At 71.1% G+C, this 19,285-nt stretch carries 14 protein-coding genes; 5 read left to right on the top strand and 9 right to left on the bottom strand.

Annotated elements, in window-relative coordinates; all coding sequences use genetic code 11:
• Positions 1 to 258 precede the first annotated feature (258 nt).
• The 3 genes from IT371_05780 to IT371_05770 all read left to right on the top strand — a co-directional run bounded on the left by IT371_05780 (position 259) and on the right by IT371_05770 (position 4,632).
• On the top strand, positions 259 to 3,054 hold the full coding sequence (locus IT371_05780) for a pyruvate dehydrogenase (GenBank protein MCC6747149.1): 2,796 nt from the start codon (positions 259 to 261) through the stop codon (positions 3,052 to 3,054).
• Positions 3,055 to 3,113: 59 nt separating this feature from the next.
• The gene (locus IT371_05775; protein MCC6747148.1) at positions 3,114 to 3,965 is read left to right on the top strand and encodes a hypothetical protein; all 852 of its coding nucleotides are present in this window, start codon (positions 3,114 to 3,116) and stop codon (positions 3,963 to 3,965) included.
• 181 nt (positions 3,966 to 4,146) lie between these two features.
• Positions 4,147 to 4,632: a hypothetical protein gene (locus IT371_05770; GenBank protein ID MCC6747147.1), complete on the top strand. Its 486-nt coding sequence runs from the start codon at positions 4,147 to 4,149 to the stop codon at positions 4,630 to 4,632.
• A 45-nt stretch (positions 4,633 to 4,677) separates the two neighbouring features.
• On the opposite strand, the gene IT371_05765 is transcribed toward IT371_05770, so the two are convergent.
• The 7 genes from IT371_05765 to IT371_05735 form a co-directional block, all read right to left on the bottom strand.
• Positions 4,678 to 6,447 (bottom strand): acyl-CoA dehydrogenase family protein, encoded by a 1,770-nt coding sequence (locus tag IT371_05765; GenBank protein MCC6747146.1) that lies wholly within the window; start codon positions 6,445 to 6,447, stop codon positions 4,678 to 4,680.
• Positions 6,448 to 6,541: 94 nt separating this feature from the next.
• Positions 6,542 to 7,288 (bottom strand): hypothetical protein, encoded by a 747-nt coding sequence (locus tag IT371_05760; GenBank protein MCC6747145.1) that lies wholly within the window; start codon positions 7,286 to 7,288, stop codon positions 6,542 to 6,544.
• A gap of 175 nt (positions 7,289 to 7,463) precedes the next feature.
• The gene (locus tag IT371_05755; GenBank protein ID MCC6747144.1) at positions 7,464 to 8,732 is read right to left on the bottom strand and encodes a hypothetical protein; all 1,269 of its coding nucleotides are present in this window, start codon (positions 8,730 to 8,732) and stop codon (positions 7,464 to 7,466) included.
• Positions 8,733 to 8,801: 69 nt separating this feature from the next.
• Positions 8,802 to 9,329, bottom strand: a complete 528-nt coding sequence (locus tag IT371_05750; protein ID MCC6747143.1) for a hypothetical protein — start codon at positions 9,327 to 9,329, stop codon at positions 8,802 to 8,804.
• 150 nt (positions 9,330 to 9,479) lie between these two features.
• Positions 9,480 to 10,901: an SGNH/GDSL hydrolase family protein gene (locus IT371_05745; GenBank protein MCC6747142.1), complete on the bottom strand. Its 1,422-nt coding sequence runs from the start codon at positions 10,899 to 10,901 to the stop codon at positions 9,480 to 9,482.
• Complete coding sequence (locus tag IT371_05740) at positions 10,898 to 12,154, bottom strand: P1 family peptidase (GenBank protein ID MCC6747141.1); 1,257 nt, start codon at positions 12,152 to 12,154, stop codon at positions 10,898 to 10,900. Before IT371_05740 ends, IT371_05745 begins: the two co-directional genes overlap by 4 nt.
• A gap of 259 nt (positions 12,155 to 12,413) precedes the next feature.
• Positions 12,414 to 12,827: a PilZ domain-containing protein gene (locus IT371_05735; protein ID MCC6747140.1), complete on the bottom strand. Its 414-nt coding sequence runs from the start codon at positions 12,825 to 12,827 to the stop codon at positions 12,414 to 12,416.
• A 321-nt stretch (positions 12,828 to 13,148) separates the two neighbouring features.
• On the opposite strand from IT371_05735, the gene IT371_05730 reads away from it, so the two are divergent.
• Together IT371_05730 and IT371_05725 are read left to right on the top strand one after the other, a co-directional pair.
• Positions 13,149 to 14,774 carry a hypothetical protein gene (locus tag IT371_05730; GenBank protein MCC6747139.1) on the top strand — a complete coding sequence of 542 codons (1,626 nt, stop codon included), beginning with the start codon at positions 13,149 to 13,151 and terminating at the stop codon, positions 14,772 to 14,774.
• Positions 14,775 to 14,873: 99 nt separating this feature from the next.
• Positions 14,874 to 16,271: a DUF2384 domain-containing protein gene (locus IT371_05725; protein MCC6747138.1), complete on the top strand. Its 1,398-nt coding sequence runs from the start codon at positions 14,874 to 14,876 to the stop codon at positions 16,269 to 16,271.
• Here the strand turns inward: IT371_05725 and IT371_05720 are convergent.
• Positions 16,174 to 17,388, bottom strand: a complete 1,215-nt coding sequence (locus IT371_05720) for a glycosyltransferase family 4 protein (GenBank protein ID MCC6747137.1) — start codon at positions 17,386 to 17,388, stop codon at positions 16,174 to 16,176. The genes IT371_05725 and IT371_05720 overlap by 98 nt on opposite strands.
• A 10-nt stretch (positions 17,389 to 17,398) precedes the next feature.
• Complete coding sequence (locus IT371_05715) at positions 17,399 to 19,273, bottom strand: acyltransferase (protein MCC6747136.1); 1,875 nt, start codon at positions 19,271 to 19,273, stop codon at positions 17,399 to 17,401.
• Positions 19,274 to 19,285 lie beyond the last annotated feature (12 nt).

Here is a 19,285-nt window from a genome sequence, read left to right as displayed (position 1 = left end):
GGCGCGGTGCACTCCTCCCTCCCGCCACGCTCGCGCGCCACAATCCGGTTGTTGCGGGCGCCGAGCTTCGGGCTATCTTGGGGCCCGCCGCCCGGCATTTCCAGCCCGGATGCGCCGCCGCCCCACTTTTCGCGAAAGCGGGGCGGAAGGCTGCTCGGGCGTGGGCGGCGTGACCCTTGGGACCCTTCGGACCTGCGAGCCGGTAACGTGACAAACACCAATTCGCCGAGCATTGCAACCCTCAAGTTGGCTGACCGCGTGGCCCGGCGCGCGCTCGCGCTCTCCACCGCGATGATCGTGCGCGCCAACGAGCGACCGACCGAGGAGGGGGACCCGAAGGTGGGGGGACACCCGGCCGCCGCGGCCTCGAGCCTGCACCTCCTCGCGGCGCTGCACCTCTTCGTGCGCCGGGGGGCCGACTGGATCGCCAGCAAGCCGCACGCCTCTCCCGCGGACCACGCGCTGCTCTATCTCCTCGGGCTCGGGCGCGACCCCAACACGAGGCGCTGGTTCTCCGCCGAGGAGGCGCGGGGGGCCATGGAGCGCCTGCGTCAGTTTCCCGCGCGCGGCGAAGCGGTCTACCAGTCCTATCACGCCCCGAGCGACCCCGACGCGCACCACCTCTTCCCGGCGGGCTCGGTGGGCATCCCGCCGGTCGTGGCGCTCTACTCGGCGCTCGGCCACCGGTACGCCGCGCACCACGGGCACGAGGTGGCCGAGGGGGCGCACTTCTGGGCGCTCGTCGGCGACGCGGAGCTCCGCGAGGGGTCCCTCTGGGAGGCGCTCCCCGAGGCGGCCGAGCGCGGGCTCGGCAACCTGACCTGGATCGTGGACTACAACCGGCAGAGCCTGGACGGGGTGCGCTTCGTGAACCGCGCGGGCCTCGGCGGCACCGACGCCGACCGGGTGGAGAAGGCGGCGCGGGCCAACGGCTGGCGCGTGGTGCAGCTCCGGCACGGACCCTTGCGGCGCGAGGCCTTCTCGCGGCCGGGAGGCGACCGCCTGCGCGCGCTGCTCGAGGCCGGCTTCGACGACGCCGAGCTCCAGCTCCTGCTCTACAAGAAGGATGGCGCGCTCAGCCGGCGCGTGTTCCTCGGCAAGGCCCCCGAGCTCGAAGGGCTCCTCGGAGCGCTTCCCGACGCGGAGGTCCAGGCGCTGCTCGCCGACCTCGGCGGGCACGACCTCCCGTCGCTGGTCGAGACGCTCGCCGGGTGCCGCGCGGGCGGGGCCACACCCACGCTCGTCCTCGCGCACACGCTCAAAGGCTGGGGCCTCGGCCTCGCCGCCGCTCCCGGCAACCACTCGGCTCTCCCCGACGCGGAGGACTACGCCGCGCTCCTCGCGAAGGAGGGCCTCTCGCCGGCCGACCCCTTCGAGCCCTTCCCGGCGGGCTCAGCCGAGGGCGACTTTCTCGCCGCGCGCGGGGCCGAGCTCCGCGCCGAGCTCGAGGGGGCGTGGGCCCTGGCCGAGCGCAACCGCACGCGCGTGCGCCGCGCCATCGCCGAGAGCGCGGGGGCGACGCTCCCCGAGACGGTCGGCGTGAACCTCAAGCTCGTGCCGCAGATCCACACCCAGTGGGTCATGGGCCAGCTCCTCGCCAAGCTCGTGCGCCTCGGCACTCCAGGCGAGAACGGCGCGCGCCTGCCCGACGACGAACGCGCCTGGGCCGCGGCCGCATCCTTTCTGCTCACGCTCTCTCCGGACGTCGGGACCTCGACCAACCTGAACCCGATCCTGGACGGCAAGGTCTACGCCCCCGCGCCGCGCGAGGACCCCGAGGCGGCGTTCGCCGCGCACGAGCCGCGCCGCCCCGCGCTCTCGCCGGCCGAGACGCGGCGCAGCCGGCACCTGCGCTTCGACATCACCGAGGCCAACGCGGTCTCGGCGATGGGGGCCTTCGGCAAGCTCGGCGAGGCGCTCGGGCTGCCGTTTCTTCCCGTCCTCTCGATCTACGACTTCTTCATCAAGCGGGCCTACGACCAGCTCTTCTACGACCTCTACTGGGGCTCGAGCTTCATCCTGGTCGGGACGCCGTCGGGCGTCACCCTCTCCGCCGAGGGGGCGCAGCATTCGTGGAAGTCGGACATTCAATTTCCGAACCTGATCTCCTGGGAGCCGTGCTTCGCGCTGGAGGTGGACTGGATCCTCTCCGACGCGATCGCGCGGCACTTCTCGGGGGAGAACCAGGGCCGCTGCGGCGTGCTCATCCGGTGCATCACCCGCGCTCTCCGGCAGGACGAGCTCCTCGCGCGTCTCGGGAGACAGCAGCGCTTCAAGGCCGAGCTCCCCGCGGGCGCGGCGCTGCTCCCCGCGGGCTTCGCTCCGCATCCGGGCGCCCTCGACGAACGCACGGTGGCCCCGCTCCCCGCAGCGGAGCTCCTCGCCACGCTCCGGCGCGACGTGCTGGCCGGAGCCTACGCGCTCGTGGACTACCGGGGCTACGCCGGCTACGAGCCCGGCGAGAACGTGGTGCACCTCTTCGCGCTCGGCGGGATGGCCAGCGAGGCGCTCAAGGCCTCCGACGCGCTTCTCGCGCGGGGGATCTACGCCAACGTCTTCGTCGTGACCTCGCCCGACCTGCTCGCCGGGACCCTCGCTGCGCGAGACGGCTATCGCCACATGCGCGAGGGCCTGGGCGTGACGGGCGACCTCCACCTGCGGCGCCACGTCGAGGTGGCCGGGTCGCCGCAGCTCGCGACGCGCGCCGACCTGATCCTCGTCGCCGGGCGACGCATACCCATCGTCTCGGTGGCCGACGGAGAGGTCGGGCTGCTCGACAACCTGGGCAGCCTCGTCGGAGTTCGCCAGCTCGCGCTCGGCGTGCGCAAGCCGAGCAAGTGCGGCCGTCCCGCCGAGGTCTACGCCGACCAGCAGCTCGACGCGGCCGCGATCGTCGAGGCCTGCGGGCAGGTGCTCGCCGAGACCGCGCTCGAGAACGTGCTCCTCTCGCGCGAGCTCCTCGGTGGCGAGCCAGTGGGCGGCGAGCTCCTCGGCGGGTCCGAGGCGCGCTCGTCGGCTTCGCCCCGGACCTGGCGAGACCTCTGGCCCGAGTAGCTCGCCTCTCGGCGAGACCCCTGTTCTGAGTGGATCGCCCCTTGCACTAGCCAGGTCCCATGCAGTGGCACAGCCCCAGGGCCCGCGTCGGCCTGGTCGTCTTCCTTTTGGCGGGGGTCCTCATGGATCCCGCGGCCCTGCATGCCCGTGGGCCCGCTCCCGAGCCGAGCCAGAGCCCGAATGCGACTGGCGACAAGCGTCCCCAGAGCCGGCTGGCGGGCTTGCTCCCCGGGCGCCGCCCGGAGCTCGCGCCCGCGCCGGGAGGGGGGCGAACCGCCGCCTGGCTGCGGCCCTGGCGCCTCATCCGACGCCCCGACCTGCGGGCCACGGTGCGCTCCCTCAAGCGCCTGCAGCGCATGACGCTCATCTCCGCTCTCTCCCACTGGATGGAGCTGAAAGCGCGAATTACAGGCAAAGCGATCGAACCCCCAAAGCCCCCGACCGAGGGGCGCTTCTTTCGCCTGAACCTGCTCGCCGCCGCGACCTTTCCTTCGCGCTGGATGCTCCAGCAGGGCAAGGGCCCCCTCGCCTACTGGATCGGCAAGAACCTCATCTTCGACAACCTGAAGATGATCCCCATCCTCTCGCTCGGGCTCTCTCCGGCCCTCGTCGCCGCGGCCATCTTGCTCAGCGGCCCCGTGATGGACAACGGCTTCACCCTCGGCGTGGCGCTGCGCTACCACCAGCGGCTCAAGCGCGAGAGCGGCAACCCGGAGCACGGGCTCAAGGACACCCTGCGCGTGCTGCTCGGCGACTACGACACCTACGTGCGCGAGCTCCGCGCCCAGCACCATAGGGACCAGCGCGTCGCCCATCGCCTGGCCGTCCGGCGCGCGGGCCAACGCGCCGCGCATCCCGCGGCCGCCTCGTCTCCCCACGCCGGAGACCCCCGACCCGAGGCTCGGGAATAGACTCGGTCGGCCACCTGGCCGGATGCGTCCTTGACCACGCCCGCCGGGCGGCAGCCCCGTCAGCCAGACCGTCGCGACGGCCAGATAGCCGATTTTGCGGTGGTCTTTAGCAGCGGATCCTGGCCCTCCGCTTGCTACCTATCCTCTTCGTCATCCACAACGACGAGCACAGGAGCACGCCATGAAGCGCTTCGCCATGCAGACCCTATTCGCCGCTTGCTGCCTCGGCCTCTTCGCCGGCACCGCGAGCGCCGCGGAGAAGACGATCTACAGAGCGAACTGGTTCACCCGCGCCGTGACGACCTTCCAGCGCTGGACGATCGAGCGCGCCGCGAAGCAGGACTTCCAGTTCCGCTTCTCCAGTCTGGCCCAGAAGAGCTCGGGAGCGGTCCCCGGCGGTCGCCCAAAGGTGAAGGCGACCCTGATCGAGATCCAGCGCGAGACGGACTCCCCGGGGGGCGGGTTCCGCTACAAGCCTTCGACCAGCATCTTCTTCACGGTGAAGGCGACGTTTGGCGGCAAGACCTACGAGCGCCCCTACGCCTTCTGGACGGACGGATACAAGACCGAGGAAGGCTTCGACACGCGCATCGTCGCCGGCAAGGCCACGCATATGGAAGGCGCGCTCCCGTGGACCAGGGCCATCCCCTGGGAAGAGGTGAAGTAGCCGTTTCGGCCTCCGCGCTCCTGCCGACATCCTCCCCTCTGTAACTTACGCGCGCCCCGTGAGCTGCCCCGCTGCTTCCGCCGGAGCGATGCGCTCATAGCGCAGCACCGGCAAGAAGAGCTCCTCGAGCGTCGCGTCTCGCGAACAGATCCCCCGGCACCGCTCGGGCGTGAGCTGCTCCCGCGCAAACCAGTCGGCCACGAGTGCCTTGCGCGCCGACCCGTGCGTCTCCAGCTCCCACCTCGCCTCGTCGAGGAGCAGCGTCCCTTCGAGCAGATCCGCGAAGTAGGTGGCGAAGCGGCGCGCCCGCGTGCGGACCAGCTCCGCGTCGCTCTGCGCGATGAAGCCGAGCGCCTCGCGGACCTCGCCCGCCGCCTTCGCCACCGCCTCGCGGCTCCGCCGGAGCAATGGGTCGGTCGCGCGCGCCAGCACCTGCTCGACGAGCGCGAGCCCCGCCTCGTGGGCGCGGTCCTTGGTGATGGCTCGCAGCACGTCGAGGGCCAGGATGTTCTCGGTCCCCTCCCACACGGTGTGCGCCTGCGCGTCGCGAAGCTGCCGCGCGAGCGGCCAGTCCTCGATGAAGCCGTTGCCGCCGTACATCTCGAGCGCGTCCACCGCCGCGTTGAGCCCGCGCCGCGCGCACCGGAGCTTGGTGAGCGGCACGAGCAGCCGGAGCAGCGGCTCCCGTCCGGCGAGCGGCTTCCACCCTTCGAGCACCTGCGCGCCCGTCTTGAAGAGCAGCGCCGCCGCCCCTTCGCTCCCGACGAGCAGTCGCATGAGCATCTCGCGGGCCATGCCGTGGTCGACCAGCCGTCGCCCGAACACCTCGCGCTGGGCCGCGTAGATCGCCGCCTCGAGGAAGGCGCGCCGCGCGATCCCCGCCCCCATCGCCGCCACGGAGATGCGCGACTCGGTGACGAAGCTCATCATGCGGTTGATTCCGCGCCCGTCGAGCGCGTTCCCCTCGGCGCCGGCGAGCAGGTAGCCCACGGCCTCCACGAAGTCCACCTCGCCCGTCGGCACCGACCGCGTGCCGAGCTTGTCCTTGATGCGCCGGATGTGCAGCCCGTTCATCCGGTTGCCGTCGAGAAAGCGCGGCACGGCGAAGACGGCGAGGCCCTTGATCCCCGGCTTTCCCCCCTCGGGGCGCGCGAGCACGATCGCCACGCGGCCGTCCACGTTCGAGCAGAACCACTTGAACCCGTTGATGCGCCAGTTCGCGCCGTCGAAGCGAGCGGTGGTCTCGACGGTGGAGAGGTCCGAGCCGCCGACGCGCTCGGTGAGGAACATCGAGCCGTCGAGCCCCTCGTCGTAATCGAGCGCCTTCAGTCGCGGGGCGAAGCGCGCCTTCGTGGCCTCGTTGCCGAACTCCTCGATCATCTGCAGCGCGCCGGTGGTCATGCCGGTGCCGCAGAGCATCCCGGTGTCCGCCTGGCTGAGCAGGTAGTGGTAGGCCACGGTGAGGGGCGCGGGGACGGGGCGGCCGCGGCGCTGCACCTCCTCGGTATACGGCAGCCCGAGGAAGCCCGCCTTCCAGAGGCGTCGCTTCGTGTCGAGACTCGCCGGGGGATGGATGACCTGGTTCACCTCCTCGCCGTTACGGTCCCAGCGCACGAGCTGCGCCGGTCCCTTGTCGATCGCCTCGGCGTTGCGCGCTATCGGGCCGCCGATGAGCCCCCCCATCGCGGCCACCTTCTCCTCGGCCCAGGCCAGGTCTTCGGCGGGGACGTGCCGCTCGAGCTGCAGCCGCAGATTCGGGTCGACGGCGTACCAGTTGAGTCCGATGGCACTCTCGAGCTTGGCGTAGTCGATCATGAAGGCCTCCTCCGTGCGCCCCTAAGGTCTAGCAGAGGAGCAGCCCGAACGGGAGGAGGGGCGTGCGCGGGGGGAGGAGGAGGGGCGTAGCCGGCTACTTGAGCGGCGCCTCGAAGAACTGGCGCGCGGTGTTCACGGCCTGCTCCACCTGACCCACGAGCTCGCCCGCGCGGGCGAGGTTGCCGGCCCGCAGCGCCGCCTCGGCCTGCCCGAGCAGCGCTTCGCCCTGCAGCAGGTGCGGCACCTCGCGCTGGCGGGAGACGGGCACCTTCAGGTTCAGGCCGCCCGAGACGAACGCGGCCGCCATCAGTCCGTACCCCTCGACCATCGGCTCGATGCCGCCGGGCGAGCGCCAGTCCACCTGGGTGTTGCCGGTCGCGACGCCGCGGCCCATGGCGAGCCCGAGGCCGCCGCCGTACTCGACCACCGGGAAGCCGTCGCGCGACTTCGTCGAGCCGGGGCTCTTGAGCTGCTCCTTCGCGCCGAGGACGCCGAAGCCGACTCCGGCCAGCCCCTTCGCGCCGACGAAGACCTTCTTCTGCAGCTTGCCCTGGTCGGTGATCACGTGCGCCACGCCGGCCTTCAGCTCGAGGCCGACGAGCCCCGCGAAGACGCGCAGCGAGTAAGCCTTCACGGCCGCGCGCCCCTGGCCCGCGTGCCCGATGAGATCGATCTTCGCGCTGAAGATGCGCTCCTTGAGCGCCTCGGCCGGCGACTGGTTCCGGCGTTCTTCGCCGTGCGCCCCGCGGGCGAACGCGCGCGACGCGCAACCGAGCGCAACGATCATCACGGCCGCGGCGACGAAAGCTCCACGGCTGTGCAGGCACCTGCTCGTAGACATGACGACCCCTCCTCCAGTGGTGCGGAGCCGCAGTGCAGCGGTCGTGCCATCGATCGTGGGAGGCGGATCCTACGCGCCGGCGCCGCCTTGCCGGCAGGTGGGTCCCGTGGGCGGGCCGAGGCGCCCTCTCGTTTTCCGAGCCTCCTTCGAAGATGCGAGGGTTCGCGCGGCGCGCTCAGGGCTCCTCGCCCGGATCGAGGAGCTCCGGGGAGAGCTTGCGTCCGAGCCAGATGCCGAAGAGGCCGGCCACGCCCCAGGGGACGGCGGCCAAGAGGTGCAGCCGGAGCGAGACGAGGAAGATCCCCTCGAACTGCGCAAACCCGAGGAGCGACATGGCCACGAGCGTCGCGCCGGCCCAGCTCCCGAGCAGCGCCGCCACGGCCGTGCGCGCGCGCGCCCGCCGCCCCCGCCAGGAGAGGAGGAAGGGGGCGAGGAGAAAGAGCGGCGCGCTGAAGCCGACGTACTTCAGGTTGTGGAGAATGACCCCCGGGTGCGCGCCTCCCGGGTGTTTCGGTGCCGTGTGCCAGTAGAAGTAGGCGTCGGAGCGCTCCCACTGCGCGCGGTTGAAGGTGTCGATCCCGGTCTTGCAGCTCGCCGAGGGATGGTCGAAGTCGCAGCGCCAGTAGAAGCCGAGGGGAGGCCCTCCGAGGCGCACGAGCAGGAAGAAGAGCACCAGCGTGCCGCCGACGGCTGGCGCGGCCCAGGTCCAGTCCACGCTGCGCCGCTGCTCGGGGACGCCGCAGCCCGGGCAGGCGAGCGGCCGCTTGGGCGTGATGCGGTAGGTGGCGTCGCACGCCCCGCAGTGCGCCTCCTCGGTGAGCTGCTCGGCGAGGTGCACGCCGAGACGCGCGAAGCCGACGCCGGCGAGCAGGCAGAGGATGTTCACCGTGACGAGAAACATGGGGGCGGGCAGGTGCATGACGGCGCCCTCGCTGACCATGCTGAGCGGGGAGCCGAAGAGCACGCCCACCTGACCTCTCGCCGCGGCGATCCAGAGCACCCACTGGAAGAGCACCACCGCGGCGCCGCCCACGGCGAGCTCGCGGTAGATGCGACGGTGCGCGACGGCTCCGAGCGCCACTCCCGCCAGCATGAAGAGCGCGATGAGCGACAGGATGGTGAGCGGTCCGCCCTTGAGCAGGATCGGCACCGCGCTGCGCAGGCCAGCGGAGCGCATCAGCTCGACCGTCTCGGCCGAGGGGAATTCGAGCGGCAGAAAGAGCTGCTTCACGAAGGGCGTGAAGGTCACGGCCGCGAGGAGGAGGGCCAGCCCGCCGACGTAGATGCCGGTCCAGCGCCACCGCAGCGGCTGCGCTGACGTGGCGGCATCCAGGTCAAGGTCGCGGCCGAGCGCGCTGCCGCACGACGTGCAGCGCGGCACGCCCTCGAGATTCTGCACGCCGCAGGTGGGACAGAAGACGGTGGCGACGAGCTGTGAGCTCATGCGGGCTCCGTGGCGCGGATAGGGACGGGGGTACCGCGCGGAGCGGTGATACGCAACGAGAAGAGAAAGTTAGTGCACCGAGATCTCGGCGAGGACGTCCTGCCAGCCGGCGAGGGTGTCTACGATCTGGGCGCAGTCCTCGTCGGAGGTGATCGGCGCGGCGCTCGCCGCGGCGGCCTCGAGCGCGGCCGCGAAGTCCTCGCCCTCCCAGGCCGTGGCGAGGGTGGTGTGCACGACGAGCGCGTCGGGGCGGCCGTAGTGCGCGTCCACGTAGATCGCGGCCTCGGTCTCGTCCTCCTCCGCGTCCAGGTGGTCGAGCCAATGTCGCGGGCTCTCCGACGCTCCGAGCGTGTCGGTGAGCTCCGCGTCGTGCGGTCCAACCGGTACGGGATCCCGCAACGTCGTCGCGGAGGCGCCCACGCTCTCCTCCTCGGGGACGCTGCGTACGAGGAGGGTCACGACCGGCCCGGCGTCGGTGTCCACCTCGTCGCGCAGGTGCCCGACCAGGGCGGCGAAGTTCACGCGCTTGATCACGGCGTCGCAAGAGCGCCGCGCCTCTTCCTGCACACGGTACAGATCAGGGAGGGATGCCTCCACGGGTCCACCGCCTGGTTCGTTTGGAGGTGCCCATCATACTGAAGCCCACAGCCGTGGGAAAGCCCCTTTGTGGGGCCCGTTACGCTGGCGAGCTGTTCAAGTCGCAGTGCGTCATCCGGCCCGCCGGAGCCTGACGAGGCCCGCAGCCGCTCAGCGCTCCGTCACGAGGGTGAACAGGTACTCCCCCGAGCCGGCCGGTCCGGCCGCGTCGCTGTCCACGACCGCCGCGTAGTCCCCCGGATAGAGGTAGCTGCGGACGGTGCTCTCGTGCTGGCGCAGGCAGCCGCCCTCCGTCGCGCCCGCGCCCCCGTCCGTCTCCTTGAGCAGCTGCAGGTTCACCGGGGTAGTTCCGAGGGAGAGGGCGGTCGCGCGCACCCAGCCCCGCTCCGCGACCTGGAAGCGATACACGACCTCCGAGCCCGCGCGCACGCGGGTCGGCAAGCACGAGACACCGTCGGCCGAGCGATAGGCCGCGAGGTGCGACGGCCCGGCCCGGGTCACGTCCCCCGCGTCCGAGAAGGGCAGGGTGGCGATCCGGATCGGGTCCTCCACCGTTCCCGAGCCCGAGGGCACGGCGAGCGTCCCCTTCTCGCCCTCCGCGCCGTCTACGAGGACCGCCTTCACCTGCGCCAGGATCTCGAGCGTGCGCAGGTTGCGCACGTTCAGGCCGTAGCTCAGGCCCACGCGCGTGAAGTCGCACGGGTCGAAGTACGAGTAGAGGTGGATCCCTTCGTCCGGAAAGAGCGCGAAGCGCATCCCCTCGACGGCGCGCCAGAGGTCGACGAGCGGCACCTTGCGCAGCTGGGCCACGGCCCGCATCACGGCGTTGTAGGTGTGCACGCGCGCGTCGGCGTCCGGGTTGTCCTTGCGCCGCGGCACCGTGGTGACGATGGGCACCACGCCCTTCTGCGCGAGGCCGTCGACGAGGGCGAGCAGGTCGCGCGCGTAGAGACCGAAGTTGGTCGAGCTGCTGTCGTTCGTGCCGTACATGATCAGCGCGTAGCGCGGGTGGATCGCCGCGAGCTCCTGCTCGATGGGAGCCGGCGTGGCGCCGCGCAGGGCCCAGCCGACGGTGCGCCCGATCTTGGTGGCCAGGCTGCGCCGCGCGAAAGGCGAGGTGCCGTCGGCGTCCCCGCCGCGGAAGTAGGTCACCGCGGGCTCAAGGTGCGCGTAGTGATCGAGGACCACCGGCTCGTTCGGGTCGTCGAAGCAGCCCATGAAGTGGCGGCTGTAGGACTGCGAGTCCCCCACCTTGGCGAAGACGTCGTCGCGCCAGGCGCCGCGCGCGGCGATCGCGCGGAGCTCGGCCACGACCGCGGGCGTGAGCGGCGAGAGCACCCGGTCGACGGGATAGTGCCCTACGCGGGGCCGCGTGCGCCCGGCGTCGAGGCGCGGGCCGGCGTCGCGGTGGAGTTCGCCGTCCTCGGGGAGCGGTCCCTTGCGGGCCGCCTCGCGTGCACCGGGCTCGGGGACGCCGCACGCTGCGCCGAGGAGCGCGAGGGAGAACGTGACGGAGAGCGCGAGGGAGAGCGCGCGTGCCGGTGAGCGAGGGACCGACCGGGCTCGGCTCATGGCGCGGCGGAACCTCGCACGGCGGTGGCCTTGCGGCGCGTCGCCGGGCCCTTCGCCGGCCCCGCTGCGTCTTCGACCGGAACCAGTCGGCCCGCCGTCTTCAGCAGGCGCTGCACCTCGTCGTGCGGCATGGCATAGACGGTGTTGCCGTCGCGGCCGGTCATCGTCTTGGCGGCGACCAGCGCGTTGAGGATCGCCTCCTCGGTGGCCTGCACCACGGCCTCGTAGATCGGGTCGAGGCGCAGGTCGGGCAGGCCCACCCAGTGGTCAACGCCGCCGCTGCGCTTGATCGGCGCCGTGGAGAAGGCGAGGAACAGATCCCCGGAGGTGGCGCGGCCGATACCGCCGCACTGCCCGATCCCGAGGCCCGCGCGTGTGGCCACCATCTTGAGCTGATGCGGCAGCAGCGGCGCGTCCGTCGCCACGACCACGATGATCGACCCGTCCTTCTTGCGCCCCGGCTTCGGATAGAGCGGCTTCAGGCCGGTGAGCTTCTTTCCGACGGGGACGCCGGCGATCTGGAGGTCGCCGCGCTTGCCGAAGTTGGTCTGCACGAGCACACCCACCGTGTGCTTGCCCACCACGCGCGAGGCCGTGCCGATCCCGCCTTTGTACTGGAAGCAGACCGAGCCGGTGCCGCCGCCCACGCCCCCTTCTTCGACGGGCCCGGGCTTCGCGGCGTCGAGCGCCTGGTCCACGTGCGCGCCCGTGACGGGGGAGGCCCACGCGTCGCTCAACATCCCCGGCCAGGTCTCCGCGGCGACGGGGAGCGCGGAAGGCTCCGAGCCCAGGCGCAACCGGCCGTGCAGATAGCGCGCGAGGGCGTCCCGCACCGCTCCGACGCTGAGCGTCTCGGTCAGCGCGATCCCGCCCCAGAGCTTGCCCACGGTCTCGAGAAAGGGGAGGCCGGTCATCTCGCCGTTGCCGTTGAGCTGCGCACTCGCCGCCGCCACGGGCTGCCGCGAGCCACGCGGTCGCACGAGGATCCCGGTCACCCCGCTGCGGATGGCGTTCGGTCCCTTGCCGGAATGGATCGTCGCGTGACCGACACTGATGCCGGCCACGTCGGTGATGGCGTTGTAGCGTCCGGGCGTGCCGTTGAAGGGGATGCCCAGCTCGCGGGCTCTCGTCGTCGGTGCTTTGCGCCGCTTACCCTGCGTCGCCTTCTCGGGCATGGCCGAGCTCCTCGACATCGCCAGGAGCCCCCCGAGGAGGAGGGCCATCGGCCAGGTCACCCAGGCCCGTCCACCCATGCGCGCCGCGCGCCGTCCACGCCCGACCTCGTTCATGCCCGGTGGCTCTCCTTGGGCCGTCAGGGGTTGCACGGGGTAAGGGCTTCAACACCCGTGCCAAGCACGACGGTAGCCGGGCGAAACTCAGATCACGGAAATCACCAACGTTTGTTGCGACGCGGCGGGTCACCGGCGCGGCTGGAAGGCCCGCGCCTGGCGGCTGGCCTGGCCATCGTCGGGGACTCGGTGGCCCCACGCAGGACGAGCGCGACGCGCCGGGCTAACGCGATCCGCCGGGGTCGATCACGCCGGACACCGCGGGCAGGCCCCCCGTGCGACCCAGCCACACGTCCAGGGATTGCCGCGCCGCGCTGGAAAGGTCCACGAAGCTGCACCCGACCCCTTTGGGATGGTGGGTATGCACCACGCGGGCGAGCGCGCGCACGGCGGGCGCGTTGCGGGGGACGATCTTGGCCCAGAACACGGTGTCCTCGGGGATGGGCTCCTCAGTGGCGAGGAACATCCCCCCTCGGCTGATGTCCCGCACCTCGGCCCAGAAGCGCGGTCTCTCGTTCTCTTTCGGGATCACGAGCACGGCCGCCTCGGCGGCTTGGCGCACCTCCGTGCGTCGTTCGTCCGAGGTCTCGCCTGCTTTTCGTCGGACAGCCTGCTGCGGGCCGTTCGGTGGGATCATGGTCTTCCCTCCTCTCCCTCCCGTCGGTCGGCCGCGTGCGTCGGCGCGCGTTGCGCCGGCCCCTCGCTCGGTGGCCGTCCGGCGGGCGGACTCTACGCCCGGGCCCGGCCGGGTTTCAAGAGGCGCGCTCGACGGAATGGGGGCGCGGGGCCCAGGGGCGGGAGACGCCTACCAACGTAACCAAGAAGACCCTTATGCGAAGAAATGATCGATATGTGACAAATATTTGCGTAATATCGCAAACAAAATATCTTGCCAGTGTTCGGTCTCGGGGCCATGATGATCGACGAATACCCAAAACCCCAGAACCGAGGAGGAGCCATGCGCCGTCTGCCGACCGGAGCCCGCCTTTCCGACCGTGGCTGTCGTCGACCGTCGCTGGGGCTCGGGCTGGGGCTCACGCTCGCCCTGGCGGCGGCCTGCTCGGGCCAGGCCCAACCGGGCGCAGGAGACACCTCCGGAGACGCGGGCGTCACCCCGATCTCGACCGGCCTGCCCGAGGGCGCCGAGGATCCCTTCGGCTCCCTCGACGAAGGCCTCGGAGGTGGCACGGTGCAGAACGGACTGCCCTGTGCGGACCGGTGCGTGCCGACCACCGACCTCTGCGTGGGGGTGACCTGCGCGGGCAACCAGACCTGCATCGAGGGCAAGTGTGTGAGCGGTTGCTTCCTCTCGCCCTGCGCCGGCGTGACCTGCGACCCGGGGAACTTCTGCTCGGGCGGCAAGTGCGTGCCCATCAGCCCGTGCAGCAAGAGCTGTGGGGACGGGATGGCGTGCCACCGGGTCTGCCCGACGGCGGACGCGTGCAGCGGCGTGACCTGCGGCGGCTGCCAGTCCTGCGTCGGTGGCAAGTGCGTGGACAATCCGTGCGCGTGCATGACCTGCAAGGCGGGGGAGTTCTGCTCGGGCGGGACCTGCATCGACTCCTGCAATTGCCCCGGCGGCTGCGCGAGCGGCAAGACCTGCGCCTACGGGCAGTGCGTCTCGACGGGCGGGACCGGAGGCACGGGCGGCGGCAAGACGTGCACCTGCGTCGGCAAGCAGTGCGGCGAGGACGACGGCTGCGGCACGAAGTGCGCGACCGGGGCGTGCGCTCCGGGGCGCGTCTGCACGGCGGGCAGCTGCGTCTGCAAGGCGGACTGCGCCGGCAAGACCTGCGGGGCCGACGACGGCTGCGGGGGCAAGTGCCTGTCGGGGAGCTGCGCGCCGGGCAAGATGTGCTCGAAGGGGGTGTGCGTCTGCAAGCCGAACTGCACGAACAAGGAGTGCGGCGCCGACGACGAGTGCGGTGGCAAGTGTCAGACCGGCGGCTGCCTGCCCGGCAAGATGTGCAACAAGGGGGTCTGCATCTGCAAGCCGGACTGCGCGGGCAAGGCCTGCGGCGCCGACGACACCTGCGGGGGTATTTGCCAGAGCGGCACCTGTCCGACGGACAAGATGTGCTCGAAGGGCCTGTGCGTCTGCAAGCCCAACTGCACGGGCAAGGCCTGCGGCGCCGAGGACGGTTGCGGCGGGAAGTGCCAGACCGGCTGGTGCCAGCTCGGGTGGGGCTGCTCGAAGGGGAGCTGCATCTGCGCCCCGAACTGCACCGGCAAGGCTTGCGGCGCGGCCGACGGCTGCGGCGGCACGTGCAGGCAAGGGAGCTGTCCGGTGGGCGAGTTCTGCCAGTCCATGGGGTGCTGCAAGCCCGACTGCACCGGCAAGGCCTGCGGGGCGGATAACGGCTGCGGCGGCACCTGCCAGACGGGCTCCTGCCCGGCCAACCAGTACTGCGACGCCGGCAAGTGCACGAGCTATCCGCCCTGCCCCTGCGGTCAGGCGCGCGTGGCCGGCCAGTGCGCCCCGCTCTGCGGCGCGAGCCAGACGCTCTGCGGCTGCACCACCTGCTGTGGCCTCTCGCAGGTCTGTGACCCGGTCTCGCTCACCTGCACCTCGCCGATCAAGTAGTCCCTTCGGCGGTCGAGTAGCCCACGCCGCAAGAGGACGCGACCGAGCGTGCATCCTCGCCCGCTCTGAGGTATTCCCCGCAGGGAGCAGGGAGACTTCATGAGCAAGTGCGGCCACTGTCAACGTCAGAAGGGGAGGCGCGCGTGCCCGGCCCTCGCGGGGGTGATCTGCAGCGCCTGCTGCGGGCAGCACCGGGGGCGCGAGCTCGCGTGCCCCTCGGACTGTCCCTACTTCGTCGAGGCCGACGGGAGCGCGTCGCTCCTCGCCGCCTACAACGCGGCCACCGAGAAGCTGTTTGCCGCCATGTTCGCGGACGACGACTGGTGTCTCGCGGCGCACGCGTCCCTCTTTGGCAAGGGCAAGCGGCGTGTCCCCGAAGCCTGGGAGGAGTCCAACTTCGCGGGCTTCATGGCGCACGGCTTCACCGACGGCACGGGGCAGCGCTATGTCGATCGCTACCTGCACGAGCGGGGGACGCGGCTCAAGCTGGCCGAGACCAAGGCCCTCGAGGCGCTCAGGAACGCGTGGTTCTCGGCCTTCGAGATTCAGGAGATCCGGGTAGACGAGGGGCTGGAGCTCCGAGATCTGATCACCGGAAACACGTTCTTCGTGCACGAGAAGACCGGGACGCACGCCGTGGTGAAGTTCGACGCGCTGCTGGCCTGGGTGACCGATCACGGCGGGCGCCGCATCTTCACCGGCGACAACGCGAGAGTGCCTCGGGGGCACCTGGACGCGGTGTTGAAGGCCCTGCGAAGCGCCCTCACCAAGGCGAGGAAAGCGCGCCCCGATCTCCCGGCGAGGGCGCTCACCGCCGCTGCCGTGGGCCCCGCGCACCACGCACTTCTTCGCGCCTCCATGGCCCAGCAGCCCCCGCGCATCCGGACCATGGACGGCGAGGAGGTGGTCTTCTGCGAGGCGCTCTTCGACCTGTCGGACGTCGAGGCGGTGACGGAGAAGCTCGCGGCGCACCCGGACCTCGACGACGACGGCGACGGGGCGTTCCACTGGATGGACCGCAAGGGCCGACAGCAGCTCGGGCCGGGAGCGCTCCACCTCGGAATCATCGCGATCCAGAAGGGACGGCTGAAGCTCGAGACCCAGTCGAAGGAGCGGCTGGCCCAGGGCAAGGCCTTCCTGGCCGGGCTCCTCGGCGAGCTGGCCACCCATCGCCTGGACGCCGTCAAGGACCTCGAGGTCGCGCTCAGGGAGCACGCGCAGCGCCCGCGCGCACAGCCGCAGGCTGGCATTCCTCCGGAGGTCCAGGCCGAGCTGCTGAGCAACTTCTTGCAGCAGCACCTCACCCAGTGGATCGACGAGCAACTGCCCGCGCTCGACGGCCAGACGCCCCGCGAGGCCGCACGCACGAAGCGAGGGCGGGAGAAGGTGGCTGCGCTGCTCAAGGAGCAGGAGCACTCGGCCCAGCGCATGCCGGGTGGCGATCGGGTCGACTTTGCCGCCGTGTACGAGAAGCTCGGGCTTCGAGCCACGGAATAGCGGGGGGCATGGCGCGCCGCTTGAGGGCGTGTTCCACGCAGTCGATGAGGTACTCCGCCGCCCGACGGACCCGGAGCTGCTCGCCGGTCTGGAGCGCGGCCTGCCGCATGTGGAGGCGTTCGGCCGGGCCGAGGCGGACGAAGGCCTCGAGGTTCGCGCGCAGAGACGCCACGCTCTCGCTGGTGTGCACGTAGCCGTTCACGCCCTGCCGCACCAGGTCCATCGCGCCGCACCGGTCGGAGATCAGCACCGGCACGCCTACGGAGAGCGCCTCGTTCACCACGATCCCCCAGCCGTCCCAGCGCGAGGGGAGCGCGAGCAGGTCGGCCGCGGCGATGCGGCCAAGGACCTCGTGCGAGGCCACGGGTCCTTCGAGCCGCACCCTCCCGGCGAGGCCCACCTCCGCGACGCGCCGCTCGAGCTCCGCACGCTCGGGGCCGGCGCCGGCGATCGCGAGGTGCAGCCGCGCCGACTGCCGCAGCAGCGGGCGGATGGCCTCGAGGAGCAGGTCGAGCCCCTTGCGATGGACGAGCTGCCCCAGATACAGGACCTCGAGCCGGTCGGGGCGCCGGTGCGGCGCGACGGCCTCCCGGTCCGCGCCCCGGCAGAAGTAGCCGAAGGGGTAGAGGCCACGCTCCGGCACGCCGAGCGCGCGATAGTAGTCGAGGGCGAAGTGCGACACGGCCAGAGCCCCGGTGGCGGCTCGCGCGATGGCGGTGCCGAGGGCCCGGCGAGTGATGCGCAGCGGAAGGGGACGCGGGGCGCGCGCATCCGGGGACTCCGAGAAGATGAGGTAGCGGGAGCCTGCCCCCGCGAGGGTGCTCAGGGCCACCGCGAAGGGCGCCTCCATCCAGATGCCGTTCACCACGTGCACGCGGTGCCGCTGCCGCCACGCGAGGCGTGCGGCCAGAGAGAGCGCGTCCCCGTCGGAGAGGAACCGGTGCCGGTAGCTGCCGAGCCGCGCCTTCCAGCCGAGCTCTAGGCGATCGGCGGGCAGGTGGCGCGCGAAGACGACGTGCAGGTCCACGCGGCCCGTCGCCTCCAGGGCCTCCAGCAGGTCGTTCTGGTACGGAGCGGGGAAGCCGATCCAGATCGTGAGCGGGACAGGTCGGGTCACGTCGCCTCCTTTACAGGCCGGTCCAGATGCGGCCCTTGCGCCACTCCTGGGCCATGAAGGTCGCGCCCTCCTCAGTGAGATGCCCGTAGTCGAACTGCACGGGCGCCCCGGAAGGGACGGTGGTCACACACCCGGTCGGCCCGCAGAGCGTGCGATAGGCCGAGACGTACTCCACCTGCGCGGCGGCTAGCTCGCGCGCGAAGATGCCGTCGAGCTGCTTGAGCTCTCGCACGCGGGCTGCCTCGACTACCTCGGGTCGGCCGTGCGCCTCGGCCAGCGCCACCAGACGGGGAAGCGCGATGCGGTATTCCACGATCGGCCCGATGACGATGACGCGGGGTGCGAGCTTCTTCACGTGCTTGACGGTCGCGAGCAGCGGCCCCAGATCCGCGGGGCGCCACCGGGCAGCGAGGACCACCGCCTCGAGTCGATGCTGCGCGAGGAACTCCCCGAGCAGCGGCCGCATCAGCTCGGGACAGGGCTTCTCGCCCGAGGCCCCGCCGAGGAGCGGCTTGCAGCCCGCGCCGGTCCCCTGTAGCAGGCGGACGTCGCGATAGGCGTTGGAGAGACCCTTCCAGTACTGCGCGGCATGGCTATCTCCCAGGAGCAGGATATTCCGCGCGCCGGCGACCGGCTTCAGACAGATATCCGTCCGGAAATCCTCTATCCGGTTGTACTTCGGCGTGAGAAAGCAAACCCCGTCCCGATAGACTGGTACCGTCGGGTAGCCCAAAAAAGACGCATACTGCGTCGCCTTCGCCGAGAAGCGCGTGGGGAGGCCGCGGGTCAGGACCAGCGCGCCGCCGACCGCGAGCAGGGCCAGGGCGGCGAGGCACGAGGCGCGCACCAGAGCGCGCGGCGAAGACGCGAGCTGGCGCGTGCGAAAGGGCTGCTCGACGATCCACCAGGAAAGCGCACCGCAGCCGATAGCGGCGGCGACCAGGCCCACCTTGGCCAGGCGTGAGGGGAAGGTCTGTACGCCGAGCGCATAATAGACGTCTAGCGGCCAGTGCCAGAGGTAGACGGAATACGAGATGAGTCCGACGGAGACGAGCGGTTTGACGGACAGAAGTCGGGACACGCCCGTGAGGTCCCGCTCTCCGGCGTGGAGCAGGCAGGCCGCCCCCAGGCACGGCACGAGCGCCGCATAGCCCGGGAAGGCGGTGCCCGGGTCAAAGGAGAAGATCGCGAGGAAGATGAGCAGCAAGCCGAAGACGGCGAGGGCCTCACGCCAGAGGACCGAGCGCACCTCGGGAAGGGCGCCGATGGCGACCAGGGTGCCGAGGAGAAACTCCCAGGCCCGGGTGGGCATTGAATAGAACGCAATCCGCGGCGCATAGACGGTCGCCACCAGATTGAGCGCGAACGAGGCGAAGGCCAGCCCCACGACGGTCGTGACGTACCGCCCGCGAAAGTATTTCTTGATGCAGACAAAGAGCAGCGGGAAGGCCAGGTAGAACTGTTCCTCGACCCCGAGCGACCACAGGTGCAGGAGCAACGACGAGCCGTCCTTGCCGCCGAAGTAGTCCGCCGCGTCGAGGAAGTAGAGGTTGGACGCGAACAGGGCGGAGGTCACCACGCTCTGTCCGAAGGCGTGGAGCTCTCGCGGGAAGAGGAGCCAGAGGGCCGGCAGGCTGGTGAGCAGGATCGTGACCGACACGGCGGGCAGGATGCGCCGCGCGCGCCGCTCGTAGAAGCGTGCCAGCGAGAACGAGCCCTGCTCGACCTCGGTCCAGACGAGGCGTGAGATGAGATAGCCGGATATGACGAAGAAGATATCGACGCCGACGAAGCCGCCGGCAAACCCCGCGATGGGCGCGTGAAAAAGCACCACGGCCAGCACCGCGACGCATCGCAGACCGTCGAGGTCGCTCCTATACCGCATGGGCCCCGGTGT

The sequence above is a fragment of the Deltaproteobacteria bacterium genome (assembly GCA_020848905.1).
Classification (GTDB): Bacteria; Myxococcota_A; Polyangia.
Note: the sequence above shows the minus strand (reverse complement) of the source record. Positions and strands in the feature narration are given on the sequence as shown.

Coding starts and splice junctions, on each gene's coding strand:
- IT371_05770 (MCC6747147.1), top strand. CDS start 4,147: ATGAAGCGCTTCGCCATGCAGACCCTATTCGCCGCTTGCTGCCTCGGC.
- IT371_05715 (MCC6747136.1), bottom strand. CDS start 19,273: ATGCGGTATAGGAGCGACCTCGACGGTCTGCGATGCGTCGCGGTGCTG.
- IT371_05760 (MCC6747145.1), bottom strand. CDS start 7,288: ATGTCTACGAGCAGGTGCCTGCACAGCCGTGGAGCTTTCGTCGCCGCG.
- IT371_05775 (MCC6747148.1), top strand. CDS start 3,114: ATGCAGTGGCACAGCCCCAGGGCCCGCGTCGGCCTGGTCGTCTTCCTT.
- IT371_05740 (MCC6747141.1), bottom strand. CDS start 12,154: ATGGGTGGACGGGCCTGGGTGACCTGGCCGATGGCCCTCCTCCTCGGG.
- IT371_05755 (MCC6747144.1), bottom strand. CDS start 8,732: ATGAGCTCACAGCTCGTCGCCACCGTCTTCTGTCCCACCTGCGGCGTG.
- IT371_05725 (MCC6747138.1), top strand. CDS start 14,874: ATGAGCAAGTGCGGCCACTGTCAACGTCAGAAGGGGAGGCGCGCGTGC.
- IT371_05765 (MCC6747146.1), bottom strand. CDS start 6,447: ATGATCGACTACGCCAAGCTCGAGAGTGCCATCGGACTCAACTGGTAC.
- IT371_05735 (MCC6747140.1), bottom strand. CDS start 12,827: ATGATCCCACCGAACGGCCCGCAGCAGGCTGTCCGACGAAAAGCAGGC.
- IT371_05745 (MCC6747142.1), bottom strand. CDS start 10,901: ATGAGCCGAGCCCGGTCGGTCCCTCGCTCACCGGCACGCGCGCTCTCC.
- IT371_05730 (MCC6747139.1), top strand. CDS start 13,149: ATGCGCCGTCTGCCGACCGGAGCCCGCCTTTCCGACCGTGGCTGTCGT.